This window comes from Acetobacterium wieringae, assembly GCF_026646375.1.
Taxonomy (GTDB): Bacteria; Bacillota; Clostridia; order Eubacteriales; family Eubacteriaceae; genus Acetobacterium; species Acetobacterium wieringae_A.
In genome coordinates this window covers 310736-329961 of record NZ_JAIPPU010000002.1, presented here as the reverse complement: position 1 = coordinate 329961, position 19226 = coordinate 310736, and the positions used below count along the sequence as shown (strand labels likewise).

The window sequence follows — 19226 nt, the reverse complement described above, 5'->3', positions numbered from 1 at the left end:
GCTAAGAAAGGAAACACAACAGTGAATTATAAAGTTCAGACCCTCAATAATATTTCAAAAAAGGGACTAAAATTATTAGGTGAAAATTATACGGTTTTAGATCAACCGGAGAATCCCGATGCAATTTTACTGCGAAGCTTTAAAATGCACGATATGGATATTCCAGCATCCGTTAAATTTGTTGGCCGGGCTGGTGCCGGGGTCAATAACATTCCTCTGGATAAATGTTCCGAACAGGGCATTGTTGTCTGCAACTCGCCGGGGGCGAATGCCAATGCGGTAAAGGAACTGGTGATCGCAGGGATGCTGATTTCATCACGTAAGGTTGTTGATGGGATCGCCTGGTCAAACACCCTGGCAGATAAAGGTGACGAAGTCCCTGCACTGGTTGAAAAGGGCAAAGGCGCTTTTGGTGGGCCGGAATTATACGGCAAAAAAATGGGTGTCATCGGTCTAGGGGCCATTGGGGTGCTGGTTGCCAATATGGCTGTTGATTTTGGCATGAAGGTTTATGGTTTTGACCCCTTCATTTCAATTGATAATGCCTGGGGTTTAAGCCGCAAAGTTAAACGAGCCGTCAGCAAAGAAGAAATCTTTAAGAATTGCGATTATATTTCACTTCATATTCCTTATATGGATGAAACCAAAGATTACGTGAATGCCGATTTATTAAAGGATACCAAAGAAGGTCTGCGACTGCTTAACTTTGCTCGAGGTGGACTGGTAAACTATGATGCACTGGAAAATGCCATTGAAGAAGGGATCATCGCCACCTACATTACCGATTTCCCTAACGAACGTTTGTTGAAAATGAAAAATGTCATTAACATTCCTCACTTAGGGGCATCAACGCCAGAAAGTGAAGAAAACTGTGCTGAAATGGCCATTCATTCATTAAAAGAGTACCTGGAAAATGGTAACATCATCAATTCGGTCAATTATCCGGATTGCAACATGGGCGTTTGTGAAGCAGAAAACCGCATCACGGTGAATCACGCCAATGTGCCAAACATGTTGGGACAGATCACTAAGATTTTAGCCGACCATGATCTTAATATCGCCGTGATGACCAATAAAAACCGAGGAGCCTGGGCTTACACCATGATTGACGTTGACAGTAATGTTGGCGAAGACGTGAAAACAGCGTTAAAAGCCATTAAAGGGGTTACCCGAGTACGGATTTTAAAATAATCTACAATATGACAAAGAAGTGGTCTTCGTTCATCCGAAACCACTTCTTTATTTAAAAATAGGAGGAAAAAATGGCAACAATCAAACCCTTTAAAGCGGTGCGTCCGCTGCCGGAAAAAGCTCAGGATGTAGCAGCCCTGCCGTACGATGTCTATAATCGTGAAGAAGCGGCCATTGCCGCCCGTGGCAAACTGGACTCTTTTTTACGGGTTGACCGACCAGAAACGACCCTGGATCCTCGGATTAAAATCAATGACCCGTTTGTTTATGAAACCGCCAGAAAAAACCTGGAAAAATTGTTTCACCGCAAGGCTTTGACCCAGGATACCCAGGACTGTTTGTATATTTATGAGCTGATCATGGATGGCCGCAGTCAGGTGGGACTGGTCGTCTGTACGGCGATCGATGAATACCTTGATAATACCATCAAAAAACATGAGCTGACTCGGGCCGATAAAGAAGAAGACCGAATCAAGCACGTCGATGCCTGCAATGCCAATACCGGTCCGATTTTTCTGACCTACCGAGCTCAGGACGCCATTAACGCCATGGTTGATGGTTGGCGCAATGCGCATCAGCCGGTTTATGACTTTGTCGCTGACGATGGAATTACCCACCGGGCCTGGGTTGTTGATGATGAGACCGTGATTAACGGCCTGGTCGAAAAATTTCGTCAGGTTCAGAATCTCTATATTGCTGATGGTCATCACCGTTCGGCTTCCGCTGTTAAGGTTGGCCTGATGCGTCGGGAAGCAAATCCCAATTATACCGGTGATGAGGAGTTCAACTACTTCCTGTCAGTACTATTTCCTGATGAACAGCTGTACATCATGGACTACAACCGGGTTGTCAAGGATCTTAACGGACTCAGCGTTGAGGAATTCATCAGTGCGTTATCAGAAAAATTCGAAGTGACACCAAACGATACAGAGCCAGTGAATCCACCGCAAAAAGGTAGTTTTGGTTTATTTGTGGATGGCAAATGGTATCTGCTAACGGTTAAAGAGGGGGTCTATGATCCGGCAGATCCGGTTAATTCACTGGATGTGGCGATTCTGCAAAACAATGTGCTGGTGCCAATTTTGGGCATTGGCGACATTCGAACCGACAAACGAATCGACTTTGTCGGTGGCATCCGGGGCTTAAAAGAGTTGGAACGTCGGGCCAACGAAGACATGGTTCTGGCTTTTTCAATGTATCCCACTTCGATTGAAGAGCTGATGAATATTGCCGATGCTGGTTTGCTGATGCCACCAAAGTCTACCTGGTTTGAACCCAAATTAAGAAGCGGATTATTTATTCATAATCTTTACTAGTCAGTTATGAACTAAATGAATACTTAAAAAGGCGATTGTTTAACCGCGTTCCAGCCGAAATCTTTCGATGAGGCCGGGCGGGGAAAAATGATTACCTTTTTTTATTTTTGGTTGTTTATTTAGCGGCTGCGGATGAATCGGGACAAAATTTTCCCTGTCATTATGATTGAAGATTTAGATAATATATGATATCCTTTTCAACAACAGTGAACTAAAAGATGATGAAAAAACAGATTCTGACAGCAAACTGTAAAAGCTGTATAAGTATTTACTAAAATCAAAACAAAGTTATCGTACTGATACCATCCGGGTTCGTCCCTAATGGAAAGGCGAGAGAATCATGTGTCATTTATCCATTTCATTTTTTTGGAAGTGAATGGGTTATTTGCGTGTTTCCCTGTGCCCTCTGGTACAGGGTTTTCTGTTTTTTTGAGGATGTTATGGGTAACTTGTCAAAAAGAAGGTGAATAAGGAGAACGAGATGGAAAAAAGGATTGGATTGATTGCGATTGTTGTTGAAAAAAAAGATGCTGTAGAAAAACTGAATCAGGTACTGCATGATTACGGCGAACATATTGTGGGAAGAATGGGTATCCCCTATCATCAGCGCAATGTATCGGTAATCAGTGTTGTGGTGGATGCGTCCACCAATATTATCAGCTCGCTGTCCGGGAAGCTGGGAATGATCGAGGGAGTCAGTATTAAGACCGTTTATTCAAAACTACCGAAGGGTGAAGAAGTGGAAAACAATAATGAATAACATAACGAAAAAGCTGGAAAAAGAGCAGTTCCTGAAGCGGGACGAATTTAAATGGCTACTGGAAAACAACACGCCGGAATTAAGGGCGGATCTTTCAAACCGGGCTCAAAGAGTGGCAGGTGAAACCTTTGGTAAGGGCGTCTATGTTCGTGGGCTGATTGAATTCAGTAATTATTGTAAAAATGATTGCTATTACTGCGGCATCCGTCAGGGCAACGAAGCAGTCCATCGCTATCGCTTAAGTGAACAGGAAATTCTTGACTGTTGTGCTCTAGGATACGATTTAGGCTTTCGCACCTTTGTCTTGCAAGGCGGTGAAGACCCGGGTTTTTCCGATGAACAGATGGGGGCACTGATTAAGAAAATCAGAGCGGGGTACCCGGACTGTGCGATTACCTTGTCGCTGGGAGAACGTTCTCGGGAAGTTTATCAGGCATTTTATATCGCTGGGGCCAACCGCTATTTGCTCAGACACGAAACCGCCACGGCGGAGCATTATAAAAAACTCCACCCCCGGGAACTATTGCTGGAAAACCGTAAAGCATGCCTTCAGGATCTCAAAGCAATCGGCTTTCAGGTTGGCACCGGCTTTATGGTCGGCTCGCCGCACCAAACCGTTGAAAATCTGGTGGCGGATCTGGCCTTTATCAAAGAACTAAACCCCCAGATGATCGGGATCGGCCCCTTCATTCCCCATCAGCATACCCCTTATAAGGATGCCAAGGCTGGCACCCTGGAAGAAACCCTGCTTCTGATTTCAATTTTACGGCTAATGCTACCCAAAGCGCTGATTCCGGCTACCACAGCCTTGGGAACGATTGATCCGAATGGCCGGGAATTGGGAATTTTGGCTGGGGCCAATGTGGTTATGCCCAACTTGTCGCCAGTATCGGTTCGAAAAGACTACAGCCTTTATGACAATAAGATCTGTACTGGCGATGAAGCTGCTGAATGCCGGGAATGTTTAAGCAAACGGATGAGCGGAATTGGCTACGAAATTTTAACTCACCGGGGAGACTACCCCCAAAAATAAAATTCAGGAACGTGTTTTAATAAACCAAAAGAAAATAGGTAATTGGGAAATGCACTCAAAGTAACCATGGCTCGATATTTATTTGTTTCGAAATTACCTACAAAATAAAAACTTGAGGAGCGTAAAATGTATAATGTAATGTCAAAAAAAGCGGTTGAATTTATTGATAACCAGGAAATTTTGGACACCCTGGCCTATGCTGAAGCAAATAAAAGAAATGCTGTCCTGATTGATGAAATCATTGAAAAAGCCGGTACCTTTAAAGGATTGACCCACCGGGAGGCAGCGGTATTACTGGCTTGTGAGCTTGAAGAACAAAATAACCAGCTGGTTAAACTGGCGATGGCGATCAAAAATAAGTTTTATGGCAATCGTATTGTTATGTTTGCGCCCCTTTATTTGTCAAATTATTGTGTTAATGGTTGCATCTATTGTCCCTATCATGCCAAAAATAAAAATATCAGCCGTAAGAAGCTGACCCAGGAGGAAATTGCCAAAGAGGTGATCGCCCTGCAGGATATGGGCCATAAGCGGCTGGCACTGGAAGCAGGGGAAGATCCTAAAAATAATCCCCTGGAATATATCTTAGAAAGCATCAAAACCATTTACAGCATCAAACATAAAAACGGCGATATTCGCCGGGTCAATGTCAATATCGCGGCCACCACGGTAGATGACTACCGACAGTTAAAAGAAGCTGGCATCGGAACCTATATTTTATTCCAGGAGACCTATCACAAGAAAAATTATGAAATGCTTCATCCTACCGGCCCGAAGAGTGATTACGCCTGGCACACCGAAGCCATGGATCGGGCGATGGAGGGCGGCATCGATGATGTTGGTATTGGGGTGCTCTTCGGACTGAATATGTACCGCTACGATTTTGTGGGGATGCTGATGCATGCCGAGCATTTGGAAGCGGCCATGGGGGTTGGGCCCCATACCATCAGTGTGCCACGGATTTGTCCGGCTGACGATATTGATACCAGTGATTTTTCCAATGCCATTTCTGATGAAATCTTTGAAAAAATCGTTACTGTACTGCGCATTGCTGTACCCTACACCGGGATGATCATTTCCACTCGGGAGTCCCAGGCTTCCCGGGAGCGGGTCTTAAAGCTGGGAGTCTCCCAGATCAGCGGGGGCTCAAGTACCAGTGTTGGTGGGTATGATACGCCCGAGCCGGAAGATGAAAATTCCGCACAATTTGAACTCAATGATACAAGAAAGCTTGACGAAATCGTCAACTGGCTGTTGGAAATGGGTCATATTCCCAGCTTCTGTACCGCCTGTTACCGGGAAGGTCGTACCGGAGACCGCTTTATGCAACTGGTTAAATCTGGCCAGATTGCCAACTGCTGTCAACCCAATGCGATTATGACCCTCAAAGAATACCTGGAAGACTATGCCGCTCCGGAGACCAAATTAAATGGAGAAAAAACCATTGCCCGGGAGCTGGCATCGATTCCCAACGATAAGGTTCGCAGAATTGCTGCCGACCATCTCACCGAACTGAGTTCCGGCAAGCGGGATTTTAGATTCTAAACACAAAAGCCTCCCATGCGGGAGGCTTTTGTGTTTTACAATAACGGGGAGAACAGCCGGGATATTGATTCTTTGATCTTGACCCGGCGGCTCCGGTTGCGATAGAGTTCTTTGTTATAGTAGGTGCATTTCTTGATATCCTCGACAAAGATATTTTTTAGCCTGGTGGCAACTTTGCGGTCATAAATAAAGGCGTTGGTTTCAAAATTTAATCGAAAGCTGCGGATATCAAAGTTGCAGGAACCCACCGAACAGACTGAATCATCCACGACAATGGTTTTAGCGTGAAGGAAACCATTTTCATAAATAAAAATTTTGGCACCATATTCAATCAGCTCACCGACATAAGCCAGGGTGACCCAGTAAATAAAGATATGATCCGGTTTATTGGGGATCATTATCCGGACATCAATGCCGGATAATAGGGCGATTTTGAGCGCTTCCAGGATGCTTTCATCGGGCACAAAATAGGGTGACTGAATCAGGATATAATCCTCGGCAGTATTGATCATCCGCAGGAACCCCTGCTTGATCTGCTGGTTGATATTGTCGGGACCACTGGAAACAATTTGAATGCCAGCACCAGATTTTTGCGGAATGACGGGAAAATACTGATTGAGTTTGGTGTCGTCAATCAGGAGCTCCTCATTAGAACTGGCCCGCCAGTCCAGCAGAAAACGGTGCTGCAACTCGTAAGCCGCCGAACCGACCACTTTTAAATGGGTATCCCGCCAATAGCCCATTTTTTTCTCGAGACCCAGGTATTCATTGCCGATGTTAAACCCACCCACAAAACCGGTGACACCGTCAATGATCACGATCTTGCGATGATTTCGGTAATTGACCCGGAGATTGAGCATTTTAAACCGGGATGGGAAAAAAATGCCAATTTTACCCCCGGCGGATTCGAAGGCTTCAAGAACCGTTCGGGGAAGATAGCGGCCACCCATGGCATCAAAAAGTAGCCGTACTTCGACACCTTCCAGGGCTTTCCGGGTTAGAATATCAAAAAGTTTAGTCGACAGGGTGTCATTTTTGATAATATAGTATTCCACATGGATGGAGGATTGGGCCTCTTCCATGGCATGAAAGAGGGCATCAAATTTTTTATAACCATCGGTAAAAATCTGTACCTCATTATTATTGGTATAGAGGGATTCACTGACATTTAAATGAAATTCGATGGAATGTCGGTATTTCTCGATGGGACTATCCGGATCAATGGCGATAATACGGGACAGTGACCGTTGTTGTTGCCTCAACAGTTGGTGATACTGAATGTTTTCCGGGGTATTATAGCGAAAAATTTTTCGTTTGGTTAAATTCTGAGAAAACAGAATATAAAATAAAAAACCTAAGATTGGTACCATCCATAAAAAGAGTAACCAGGCATAGGTGCTTTGCGGATTTTTGCGTTCCAGAAAAATGATGGTGAAGGTCAGAGTAATATTTACAACAAAAACAATGGTTGAAAATATTGCGGCAATACCCAATAACATAAAAACCTCCGTAAATATATTTCACCTATTATAGCATAAATGGCAACAAATGGAATAGTCCAGATTTTGAATGATTTGATTTTGCTTGACATTATTGTGATATGAAACTTATAATAGACGTTGTCTCAGGTTTGTGGTTGAAAGTCGATGCCAGATGCAGGCGAAGCGATCCACGTAAGACAATTCAATAGCGAATTGTTGAGCATAGTGCGTCTTAGAAGTAAGTCCAGCCGGGTATACCGAGAGAAGGAGTTGTGATGCGAACACTGAGCTAAACTTCCAGCTGGCGAGTGTGGGGGAAAAGACCAGGTCAACTGAGGCAGCTTAAAAATGATTAACTTTGTTTTAGATGATATTTTGTGACAAGAATTTGACACAAAAGATTTTGACTAAAAGGGATTGGATTGGGTATAATAAGAATATACTTAAAAGCACTCAATTAATGAGTGTAAACGAGTAAGGTTGACCTTTTGAAAGGAGTTGTCGTTATGAGATTCACAATTTACGGAAAAAATATGCATGTATCAGAAGGTTTAAAAGAAACATTAAAAAAGAAACTGGGAAAATTTGATCGTTACTTTGGTCAGGAAACTGAAGTGTATGCGACCTTCAGCAAAGAAAAGAATTACCAGATGCTGGAAGTAACCATTCCTGTGGGAAAAACCATTTTAAGAGCTGAAGAAAGATCCGAGGACATGGTGACATCGATTGAAGATGTTGTCAATAAACTTGAAGGTCAGCTTAGAAAACATAAAACTAAATTGCAGAAGCGCAATCAGGATGAAGCAGCGAAGTTTAACTTGGAAGGGATTGAAGGGCTCGAAGATGATGTGTTCCAACCAAAAGTCGTTCGAACCAAAAAATTTGCGGTCAAACCCATGAATGTTGATGAAGCAACCTTACAGATGGAATTGCTGGGATATGATTTCTTTGTTTTTCTCAACGGCGATACTGATGATGTCAATGTTGTCTACATGAGAAAAGATGGGAATTACGGCTTGATCGAGCCAACTTTCTAAAATTTCTTAAGAAAAAACTGAAAAGAACGACAAACACCCCTTGAATAATCGATTTGAGGGGTGTTTTTGATGAAGTTGTTTTATGAATTCACTTTATTTTCAAATTTATACATTATTTAGGCATAAAGTTTTGACAGAACTTTTCTTTTGTTTTAAAATAGATCTATATGCATTTATATCAAACATCGATACAGATGAGAATACCTAAGAAATGATTATAAATAAATAGTGGGGTTAAAATAAATATGTTAATACTAATTGCAATTATTTTAGGTTTTTTAATTGGAAAAATTCGCAGGGGAAGTTTGCGTGGCTTCAAAGTCAGAAAAATTTCCTTGCTACCGGTAGGGATTTTAGGGATGGTGCTGCAGATTGCTTTGCATCTTTACATCTACACTGGCGGTATTTCGTTGGTTGAACCCTATCTGGAGATTGTTAATTTTGCCAGTTATATCCTGATATTAGTCATGCTGGTGTTTAATCTGGATGATTTCTGGGTTATTCTGATGGCAGTGGGGATTACTTCAAATTTTGTTGTGATTTTTATTAATGGTGGTCACATGCCTGTTTCTCAAGGCATTATTGATACGCTGCCAGCAGCTTTTGGTGAGCAAATCGTTCAGGGTTTGAGTCCTTTATACGCATTGATTCAACCGAATACGCTGTTATGGTTTTTGGGGATTAATTTACCGCTTCCGGTGCCCTATGTGCCCCTGATCATGAGTCTTTACGGATCGGTGGCTGGAGTAACGGTCGGTACGATTGTAACGCTCATTGGTTTAATTGGTTTTATTCAATATGTGATGAATAAAAAGGCTTCCATCATGCAGGATGATCACAATGATCAAGGTGAAGACGAAGGTATTTTTGGCGATGACGATGATTATGAAATCAGCGGGGTCTCGCTCCAGAACAGTTATCAGGAAGGTTATGACGAACCGGAAGATATTGACGATTATTATCGGGACATGGCGGCGACCGGAGGGATTCGTGGTGATCGGGATGAAAATGCCACGACTGTTATTCCTGCCGAAGGCTTTAGAAATACCGACAACAGCAGTGTTCAAGATAGCTTTGAAACCCGATTGATTCCGGCAGCTCTGGATGAGGTGGACTCCGGAATCGGAACGGAAACGGAAGAAATTGTCATCAGTAAGAGTGATACCCAGGAAACCCGGATCATGGAACCAGTGGATGATGGCAGTACCAAGATTATTAGTAATATCCAGGATGTTGGCACCTATGTCAAGGGCGAAAAAGAACTGGAAGCCGCAGATATGGAAGAAATTCTCAACAGTGATGATGCCGGCTTTTTTACCAAAAAGTATTATGAAGAAAAACTGGCAGTTGAAAAAGAACGGTTGATTCTGCAAATGCGGGAAATGGAACTGAATAAGGTGGCAAAATCCCTTAGTGATCCCGATGGAGAACCCCATCCTGTACCGGAATCCGACTTACGGATCGTGGAAAGCTTCAAACTTACCGATCTTGACCAACCGTTTGTATTACGGAGCGAAACCAGTACCTATGATAGCGGTGTAAAAAGCAAAGATGAAGACGATGTGGAGTTTTCTGAAGATGAGATGCTCAATGTCTGGCAGCGCCTGAATCTGGAAGACGAAAAACGTAAAGCCGAACGACGTAAACAATTGATGCGAGAAACCAGTAAAGAGGCAGAAACGCTGATCAGTGGTTCTCCCCGAGATGAGGTTGCCATTCCGTTAAAGGAAATTGAAGAGGTGACGGAACCGGTGGTGGGTCGGGTATACGACAGTACCAATGAAGACAAAGATAAATTGCTGGCCAATATGGATGATGATGAACGCAAGAATTTCCAGGAAACCGTCGATGAAAGAAAGCGGGCTGGCTATGAATTGGTTGAACTGAAGTTGGACGGAAAAGATGTGGCTTTTTGGCGCAAGAAGAAATAAATGATAAATAATTATAAAAAAGGGGACTGTATCAAAAAATACAGTCCCTTTAAAATTATATAAGTTTCATTAAAGAGAGTATGCTATAATAAAGTTTAGTGTATAAATACAGCAAGAAAGTTACAAAGGAGTGAAAAGATTGGGAATTTTAGATCAGATATTTGATAGTAATAGAAAAGAATTAAAACGGATGCAAAAAAAGGTTGACCAGATCCTGGAGCTGGACAGCCGCTATGCAGCCATGAGTGATGATGAATTAAAGGGTCAAACCCTTATCTTAAAGGAACGACTGGCTCAGGGAGAAACCCTTGATGATTTGTTGGTTGAGGCTTTTGCCACTGTACGGGAAACGGGGTTCCGGGTTTTAGGCATGAAACATTTTCCAGTTCAGCTTTTGGGGGGGATGGCCCTTCACGAAGGCAATATTGCCGAAATGAAAACTGGGGAAGGTAAAACCCTGGTATCAACCCTGCCCGCCTACCTCAATGCCTTGGATGGTCGGGGGGTTTATATCGTCACGGTCAATGATTATCTGGCAAAACGTGACAGCGAGTGGATGGGAAAAATTCATGAGTTTTTAGGTCTGAAAGTAGGCCTGGTCGTCCATGGTCTGTCATTTCAGGAAAAGCAATATGCCTACGCCTGCGATATTACCTACGGCACCAATAATGAGTTTGGCTTCGACTACCTGAGAGATAACATGGCTTCGGTGAAAGTCCAGCAAGTGCAGCGGGAACTTAACTATGCGATTATCGATGAAGTGGACAGTGTACTTGTTGATGAAGCCAGAACGCCACTGATCATTTCCGGTAGTGGGGATAAAAGCACCAAGATGTACGCCTTGGCGAACAGCTTTGCGAAAAGCCTGAAGGCCGATGATTACATCAAAGATGAAAAAGCCAAGTCAGTGATGTTGTCGGATGATGGGGTAATTAAAGCTGAAAAGTATTTTAACCTCACCAATCTGGCGGATATGGAAAACATGGAGATTTCTCACCATATCAACCAGGCTCTCCACGCCAACACCCTGATGTTTAAAGATCGTGATTATGTGGTAAAGGATGGCGAAATTATTATCGTTGATGAGTTTACCGGTCGTTTGATGCCGGGGCGTCGTTATTCCAACGGTCTGCATCAGGCCATTGAAGCCAAGGAAAATGTTAAGGTTAATCGGGAATCGAAAACCCTGGCAACCGTTACCTTCCAGAACTATTTTAGAATGTTTAATAAACTTTCCGGGATGACCGGGACGGCCAAAACCGAAGAAGATGAGTTTCAGACCATTTATAATCTCAATGTTTTGTCGATTCCCACCAATAAACCGCTGATTCGTCAGGATCTTAATGATTTGATTTATAAAAGTGAACAAGGCAAGTTTCTGGCTGTCACGGAAGAAGTTAAGCGGCGTCATGCCACCGGTCAGCCGATTCTGATCGGAACCATTTCGATTGAAAAGTCGGAACTGCTCAGTGGCTATTTAAAACGTTCTGGGGTTAAGCACAATGTCTTAAATGCCAAATTTCTGGAGAAAGAGGCTGAAATTGTCGCCAATGCCGGTCAAAAAGATGCGGTTACGATTTCGACCAATATGGCCGGTCGTGGAACCGATATCGTTTTGGGTGAAGGGGTCAGAGAACTGGGCGGTCTTCATATCCTGGGAACCGAACGTCACGAGAGTCGTCGGATTGATAACCAGCTTCGTGGTCGGGCCGGTCGTCAGGGGGATCCTGGTTCCTCACAATTTTTTGTCTCGTTGGAAGATGATCTGATGCGGGTATTCGGATCAGAAAAAATTCAGGGACTGGTTGAATCGATTGGTTTGGATGAAGAAACGCCGATCGAAAATAAAATGCTGACCCGGGGCATCGAGAATTCTCAGAAACGGGTGGAAGGTCGAAACTTTGACATCCGGAAACATGTGCTTCAATATGATAATGTCATGAATCGCCAGCGAGAGCTGATCTATGAACAGCGGCAGCAGGTTATTGATGGCAAAGATATGGAAAGTGAAATCTGGAGTATGACCGAAACACTGATCAATGCCTATGTCAGTATGTATACCGGCGATGGTCAGTATTATGACGATTGGGATCTGGAAGGGTTGCACAAACATCTGGAGGCCAATGTTTTGCCGAAGGACAGTTTCACCTTACCGGAAAAACCGGAAAGTACCGAAGTACTGGTAGAAGCGATTCTGGACGAATGCCGCAACGTGCTGGAAGATAAAAAAGAAAAGCTGGGCCTGGAACAGTTGCAAAATATTGAGCGGATGATTTTGTTAAGAAGCGTCGATTCTGCCTGGATGGAACATATTGATAACATGGAGCAGCTGAAACAGGGGATCGGACTGCGGGCTTACGGACAAAATGATCCAGTTAAAGAGTACACCAAAGAGGGTTTTGATCTGTTTGATGACATGATCATGCGGATTCAGGAAGATACAGTTAAGTACTTATTCAATTTAAATATTCAGGTAGTTCCGGCGGAAGAAGCTCAGGCAAAATCGGTGGATTTCAGTCAGATGAAGACCAACGAAAATGAAATTGAAGGAAAACCGAGTGGGCCGGCCAGTGCTCAAAACAAGGTTGGCCGCAACGATCCCTGTCCCTGTGGCAGTGGGAAAAAGTATAAGAAATGTTGTGGCGCATAAAAATAATTAAGGTTGTCGCTAAACTACCGTACCGACCAATTGTTAATCTGTTGTACGCTGCGGAATCGGACAGGCGATGCCGTGTCCGCTCCGATGCGTACAACATGATGTAACAATTGTCGGTACTGGGTTAGCTTTTAAGTCGATCTGAAATAATTTTTATTATTAGTTAACAGTAAAAAAGAAGGGGTGTGATCGTGATGATCGATTTGTATGAGGAAAAACAAATCATCAATGCAATGGCGACTAAACTGAAGGAAATGGGGAATTCACTTTGACTTGCCACGGCTTGTCAATGAAATGGAGGCCTTAGAAAAAAAAACTGAGGACCCGGAATTCTGGAATGATCAGAAAAGTGCACAAATTGTTTTAAAAGAACTAAAAATTATAAAAATCAAGGTGGATCATTATAATGCGTTGGCTGAAGCCTTGGATGATGTCCAGGTGATGCTGGAGCTGGCCGAAGAAGGCGAGTTACTGGAAGGCTTTAGTGAGTCGATTCGGGAGCTTGATGAAAAGCTGGATAATTTTCGAACCGAAACCCTGCTTTCCGGTGAATTTGACAGCAATAATGCCATTATTTCGCTGCATCCCGGAGCAGGTGGAACTGAGTCTCAGGATTGGGCTTCGATGCTGTTGCGGATGTATACCCGATGGGCAGAAAAGAAGGGGTATAAGGTTAAAACCCTGGATCTTCAGCCTGGCGATGTGGCTGGAATTAAAAGTGTCACCCTGTTGATTGAAGGGGTCAACGCCTACGGCTATTTAAAAACCGAGCGGGGCGTACACCGACTGGTGCGGATCTCTCCCTTTGACTCATCAGGCCGCCGACATACCTCGTTTGCATCCCTGGATGTGATGCCCGAGGTGGATGAATCGGTGGAAATTGAAATTCAACCCGACGAAATCCGGATTGACACTTTTCGCTCCAGCGGTGCCGGGGGTCAGCACGTTAACACCACCGACTCGGCGATTCGGATTACCCATTTAAAAACCGGGATTGTAGTGCAGTGTCAAAACGAACGCTCCCAGCATCAGAACAAAGAGGTGGCCATGAACATGCTAAAAGGCAAGCTGGTGGAAATCATGGAGCAGGAAAAGATGGATCACATTGAAGATATTAAGGGTGACTACAGCCAGATTGCCTGGGGTAGCCAGATCCGTTCCTATGTGTTCCATCCATACAACATGGTAAAAGACCACCGAACCAATGTCGAGGTCGGCAATGTCGGTAGCGTTATGGATGGCGATCTGGACGGTTTTATGAATGCCTATCTCAATACGATGGTATAGAAAAATTGTGGTACTAATTTAAGAAAAATTGTTGGAGGGGAAAATGGCAAAGAGCTATCAGGAAATTAACGAAAAAATTGCCCGGGGCGAGGCGGTGGTTGTTACCGCCGAAGAAGTCATCGGAATTGTCAAAGAACGAGGTGTTAAAGAAGCCGCCGACTATGTGGATGTGGTTACTACCGCCACCTTCGGACCGATGTGCTCATCGGGTGCCTTTTTGAATTTTGGACATTCGGATCCACCGATCCGGATGGGTGAGATCAGCATGAATGGGGTAGATGCTTATGGTGGTCTGGCCGCCGTGGATACCTATCTGGGAGCCACCCAACCGTCAGCGGACAAGGGCATTGAATATGGCGGGGCCCATGTGATTCATGACCTGATCGCCGGCAAAGAAGTTCATCTGGTGGCAAAATCTCAGGGAACTGATTGTTACCCCAGAACCGAGCTGGATACCTGGGTCAAACTGGAGGATTTAAATGAAGCCTACCTGTTTAATCCCAGAAACGTTTATCAGAATTACAATGCCGCCATTAATGGCTCCAGCCAGCGGCTTTACACCTATATGGGAATTTTACAGCCGAATATGGGCAATATTACCTATAGCACCGCCGGTGAATTAAGCCCACTGCTTAATGACCCGCTACTTAAGACCATTGGCATGGGTACCCGGATCTTTTTTGGTGGCGCTCAGGGCCATGTGTCCTGGATGGGAACCCAGTTTAATACCGCCTGTCCCCGGGACGAAAAGGGCTATCCCCAGACTCCCGGTGCGACCCTGGCGTTAATCGGAAACATGAAAGAAATGGATCCCAAATATATTCGCGGCGCTGTTTATGAAGGTTATGGCACCTCGATGTTTGTTGGGGTGGGGATCCCGATTCCGATACTCAATGAAGAAATAATGGCTTTTGTGGCGGTGGAGAATAAAGATCTGTACACCAATGTGATTGACTACAGTGTCCCCAAAAAAGCCAAGCCAGTTTTGAAAAAAGTCTCTTATGCTGAGCTGAGAAGCGGTTCGGTGGATATCAATGGCAAGAATATCAGAACCTCACCACTTTCCAGTCTGAAAATGGCTAGAGAAATTGCTGAAGAGTTGAACAATTGGATCAAAAAAGGCGAGTTTTTCCTGCAGGAGCCGATTCAGAGCTTCCCGATGGGAAATTCCCTTAAGGGTCTGGAAATCAAGGAAGGAGAATCCCGATGATGACAAAAAAAATACTCTTGTCGTTTCCTCAAAAGGCTGCCGGTCAGCCGATGGCGATGGAACTGATCAAAACCTACCATCTGGATTTCAATATCCTTAAAGCTTTTATCGATGACAATATTAAAGGAACCCTGCTGCTTGAAATAAAAGGTGAAGAAGCCGATATTGAAGCCGGGATTGTCTATTTGCGTCAACATCAGATTGGGGTCAGAGACATCGAGTCGGTGGTTGAGGTGGATCCTGACAAATGTGTTTCCTGTGGCGCCTGTACCGCGGTCTGCGCAGTCGGTGCCCTGGAAATGACGGCTGACTGGTCGCTTATTCATCACGATGACAAATGTCTGGAGTGTATGCTGTGTGTTAAAGCCTGCCCGATGCGAGCCATTCACGCGCTGATCTGAGTATGCAATACGAACCCCGAACCTATCGAAAGATGATGAAAGCCGAGGATCTGGATTATTTCCAGATCCTCGAATTTGAATCCGACCTTTTTATTGGTGTCGATCATGGCCGGATCACCCCGGAACTGATCGAGGCGGTACAGACTGAAGTACAGACGCTCCGTCAGACTATTTTTGACTACTATTATAAACATCCGGATTTTATTAAATCATTGTTGCCATTACCGCTAAATCCTGCTGCCGCTCCGATTGTAGCAGATATGCTAAAAGCTGGAAAAACAGCTGGGGTAGGACCGATGGCAGCGGTAGCTGGTGCGGTCTCAAAATATATCGGAAGGATGCTGGAGTCCCACACGAACGAGATAGTGGTGGAAAACGGCGGAGATCTGTTGATCTGGACAAAAAAAGTGCGCCGGGTGGCGCTTCATATCACCAATTCCCAATTTGCCGATCTGGGTATCATGATAAAACCCCGGGAAAAGCCGCTGGGGGTTTGTACCTCATCTGGCGTGATGGGGCACTCCCTGAGTTTTGGGAAGGCCGATGCCGTCACCGTGATCAGTGAAGACATCCCGCTGGCGGATGCGGTGGCAACCGCCCTGGGAAATCGCATCAAAAAAACGGAAGATGTGGAAAAAGGACTGGACTGGGTAAGAAATATAAAAGGAATCCTCGGGACTTTGATTATCATAGACGATCAATTGGGAGCCTGGGGTGAACTCGAACTATGCTAAAACAAGCAATCTGTCTAAAGGAAAGGAGAACCAATGAAACTAGGAGAAATACTTAAAAATAAGCGGCTGTATCTCGATGGTGCCATGGGGAGCCTGCTACAGAATAAATTGGCAGCCATTGGCCCGGTTCCCGAAGTGCTCAACCTGACCCATCCGGAGCTGATTAAAGAAATCCATCAACTATACATCGATGCCGGGGCCAATATTATTCTTTCCAATACCTTTGGGGTTAACGGCTATAAGCTCAAGGGTTGCGACTATACTGTTGAACAATTGGTGACGGCTGGGGTACACAATGCAAAAGCCTTGAAGCCCGACTATGTGGCCCTGGATGTGGGACCATTGGGAACCTTGATCGGGGCTCTCGGGGAGATGTCTTTTGATCAGGCTGTTGATTATTTCAAAGAGATTGTTGCCGCCGGTGATCAGGCGGGTGCCGATCTGATTGTCATTGAAACCATCACCGATATCTGTGAGGCCCGGGCAGCCCTGATTGCTGCCAAAGCTGTATCGGATTTGCCGGTGATTGTATCGATGACCTATGAGGAGAATGCCCGGACGCTTACTGGCAGTGATGCCTTAACGGTCGTCAACATTCTGGAGGCCCTTGGTGCAGATGCCATCGGGATTAACTGTTCCACTGGACCGGATGCGATGCTGCCGATTATCGCCGATCTGGTTCGCTATGCCTCGGTACCAATTATGGTGGAGCCCAACGCCGGTTTGCCGCACATGAAAGAGGGCAAAACTGTCTACGACATCACCATTGATCAGTTTACGCAATATATGGTAGAAATTGCCGGGATGGGAGCCTTAATTCTCGGTGGTTGCTGCGGAACCACTCCGGACTATATCAAAAAAATGAAGCAGGCGACTGTGGATCTGCCGCTTTCTTCGGTAACTGATAAAGGCTTTACCGCCGTCTCTTCCAGTACCAAAACGATAATCCTGGGCGATGACATTCACATCATTGGCGAGTGCATCAATCCCACCACAAATCCAATACTGAAGGCCTCTTTACGTCAGGGCGAACTTGCAGTGGTCACCCAACTGGCGGTTGATCAGAAAAAAGATGGGGCCAATATTCTCGACATCAACCTGGGACTGCCGGATATTGATGAAGAAACGATGATGCAGCAAGTTGTCGATACAGTCAGTAAGCTGGTGGACTGTCCGTTACAGATTGATTCATCCAATCCGGAAGTCATCGAAGCGGTACTCAGAAGCTATCCCGGCAAAGCGATTATTAATTCGGTCAATGGCGAGCAGTCGTCAATGGCAGCGATTTTTCCGATTGCTAAAAAATACGGAGCTCTGGTGCTGGGTCTGACCATGGATGAGAGCGGTATCCCCAGTCTGGCGGCCGATCGTTTTGCTATTGCCGAAAAAATCATCACAACGGCGGAATCTTATGGAATTCCTAAGAAAAATATTCTGATTGATGCCCTGGTGTTAACCGCCTCGGCCCAACAGGCAGAAGTACGGGAAACCATTAAAACGCTGGAAAAATTGCGGGCTCAGCTAGGTGTGCCAACGGTACTGGGGGTTTCCAATATTTCTTTTGGACTGCCCAACCGCGAGCTTTTAAATCGAACCTTTTTGGCGATGGCGCTGGAAGCGGGACTGACTACCCCGATTATCAATCCAGGCGATCAGGAGATGATGGACACCATCAAAGCATTCCGGGCTCTCTGGGGCTTTGATGGGCAGTGTATTGCCTATGCCAACGCCTACAAAGATAAAAGCGCCAGTGTAACCAAAGCAGAAACCGGGCGGACGTCTCTGGGACTGAAAGCGATCATTGAAGAAGGTTTGACGGATCAGGCGGCCGCAGCCACGGCCATTCTTTTAAAAACCCGAGAACCGTTGGATATTGTCAATAATGAGATTGTACCGGCCCTTGATGCGGTGGGAGATGCCTTTGAAACCGGCGAATGCTTTTTGCCCCATCTGATTTTTGCTGCCGAAACTGCCCAACAAGCCTTTGAGGTGATCAAAGAAACGATGGCTCAAGCGGGCCAGACTCAGGTAGCCAAGGGCAAAATTGTGCTGGCCACCGTTGAAGGCGATGTTCACGATATTGGCAAGAATATTCTCAAGGTGATTCTGGAGAATTACGGTTACGAAATTGTCGATCTCGGTAAGGATGTCAAGGCTGATACCATTATTCAGACCATCAACGCCGAAGCGATTAAACTGGTCGGTCTCAGTGCTCTGATGACAACCACTGTCAAGAATATGGAAAAAATCATTAAAGAAATCAAAGCCAGCTGCCCGAGAACCATCGTCATGGTTGGTGGAGCAGTACTAAACCCTGAATATGCAGAGACTATCGGTGCCGATTATTATGGCAAAGATGCCCGGGAAGGGGCCGGGATTGCCAAAACCGTATTTGCGTAACAGTAAAACAGAATTCTATGGCGGTCTTTTCAGACTGTCAAAGAAGATAACCCAGTACCGACAATTGTTACATCATGTTGTGCGCATCGGAGCGGACACGGCAAAGCCTGTCCGATTCTGCGCGCAGGCAACGAGCCAATCATAAGCTTGCTTATAGTTGGCGACTGCCCGCGACCAATGCGAAAGGAGCAAAGCGGATTTCGCATGGCGCAGCGAACAACAGATTAACAATTGGTCGGTACGG

Annotated in this window: 14 protein-coding genes; 13 read left to right on the top strand and 1 reads right to left on the bottom strand. The window is 45.0% G+C overall.

Annotation, left to right across the window (positions count from 1 at the left end):
• Positions 1–21 precede the first annotated feature (21 nt).
• The 5 genes from Q7P33_RS03190 (at position 22) to hydG (ending at position 5845) form a co-directional block, all read left to right on the top strand.
• Entirely contained in the window at positions 22–1191 is a 1170-nt protein-coding gene (locus tag Q7P33_RS03190) for a phosphoglycerate dehydrogenase (RefSeq protein ID WP_070369970.1), read from the top strand.
• 71 nt (positions 1192–1262) lie between these two features.
• Positions 1263–2507, top strand: a complete 1245-nt coding sequence (locus tag Q7P33_RS03185) for a DUF1015 domain-containing protein (RefSeq protein ID WP_303867327.1) — start codon at positions 1263–1265, stop codon at positions 2505–2507.
• A gap of 481 nt (positions 2508–2988) precedes the next feature.
• The gene (locus Q7P33_RS03180) at positions 2989–3267 is read left to right on the top strand and encodes a TM1266 family iron-only hydrogenase system putative regulator (RefSeq protein ID WP_303867325.1); all 279 of its coding nucleotides are present in this window, start codon (positions 2989–2991) and stop codon (positions 3265–3267) included.
• Complete coding sequence (gene hydE, locus Q7P33_RS03175; protein WP_303867324.1) at positions 3260–4300, top strand: [FeFe] hydrogenase H-cluster radical SAM maturase HydE; 1041 nt, start codon at positions 3260–3262, stop codon at positions 4298–4300. Before Q7P33_RS03180 ends, hydE begins: the two co-directional genes overlap by 8 nt.
• 126 nt (positions 4301–4426) lie before the next feature.
• Positions 4427–5845, top strand: coding sequence for a [FeFe] hydrogenase H-cluster radical SAM maturase HydG (gene hydG, locus Q7P33_RS03170; protein WP_303867323.1), 1419 nt, complete (start codon positions 4427–4429; stop codon positions 5843–5845).
• A 35-nt stretch (positions 5846–5880) separates the two neighbouring features.
• Here hydG and cls read toward each other — a convergent pair whose 3' ends face one another.
• The gene (cls, locus tag Q7P33_RS03165) at positions 5881–7344 is read right to left on the bottom strand and encodes a cardiolipin synthase (protein ID WP_303867322.1); all 1464 of its coding nucleotides are present in this window, start codon (positions 7342–7344) and stop codon (positions 5881–5883) included.
• A gap of 488 nt (positions 7345–7832) precedes the next feature.
• Here cls and raiA point away from each other — a divergent pair, with 488 nt between their 5' ends.
• The 8 genes from raiA (at position 7833) to Q7P33_RS03125 (ending at position 18982) form a co-directional block, all read left to right on the top strand.
• Positions 7833–8363: a ribosome hibernation-promoting factor, HPF/YfiA family gene (gene raiA, locus Q7P33_RS03160; RefSeq protein WP_303867320.1), complete on the top strand. Its 531-nt coding sequence runs from the start codon at positions 7833–7835 to the stop codon at positions 8361–8363.
• Positions 8364–8608: 245 nt separating this feature from the next.
• Positions 8609–10294 carry a DUF5317 domain-containing protein gene (locus tag Q7P33_RS03155; RefSeq protein WP_303867319.1) on the top strand — a complete coding sequence of 562 codons (1686 nt, stop codon included), beginning with the start codon at positions 8609–8611 and terminating at the stop codon, positions 10292–10294.
• A gap of 139 nt (positions 10295–10433) precedes the next feature.
• Positions 10434–12944: a preprotein translocase subunit SecA gene (gene secA, locus Q7P33_RS03150; protein ID WP_303867317.1), complete on the top strand. Its 2511-nt coding sequence runs from the start codon at positions 10434–10436 to the stop codon at positions 12942–12944.
• A 200-nt stretch (positions 12945–13144) separates the two neighbouring features.
• A protein-coding gene (gene prfB, locus Q7P33_RS03145; RefSeq protein ID WP_303867401.1) for a peptide chain release factor 2 occupies positions 13145–14237 on the top strand; the annotation gives its coding sequence in 2 pieces (ribosomal slippage) (positions 13145–13219 and positions 13221–14237; 1092 coding nt in all).
• A gap of 43 nt (positions 14238–14280) precedes the next feature.
• Positions 14281–15447, top strand: a complete 1167-nt coding sequence (locus Q7P33_RS03140; RefSeq protein WP_303867316.1) for a homocysteine biosynthesis protein — start codon at positions 14281–14283, stop codon at positions 15445–15447.
• Positions 15444–15848, top strand: a complete 405-nt coding sequence (locus tag Q7P33_RS03135) for an NIL domain-containing protein (protein ID WP_303867314.1) — start codon at positions 15444–15446, stop codon at positions 15846–15848. Before Q7P33_RS03140 ends, Q7P33_RS03135 begins: the two co-directional genes overlap by 4 nt.
• Before the next feature lie 2 nt (positions 15849–15850).
• Entirely contained in the window at positions 15851–16582 is a 732-nt protein-coding gene (locus Q7P33_RS03130) for a UPF0280 family protein (protein WP_303867313.1), read from the top strand.
• 33 nt (positions 16583–16615) lie between these two features.
• A complete protein-coding gene (locus Q7P33_RS03125) occupies positions 16616–18982 on the top strand; it encodes a homocysteine S-methyltransferase family protein (RefSeq protein ID WP_303867312.1) in 2367 nt (788 codons plus the stop codon).
• Positions 18983–19226: the final 244 nt, after the last annotated feature.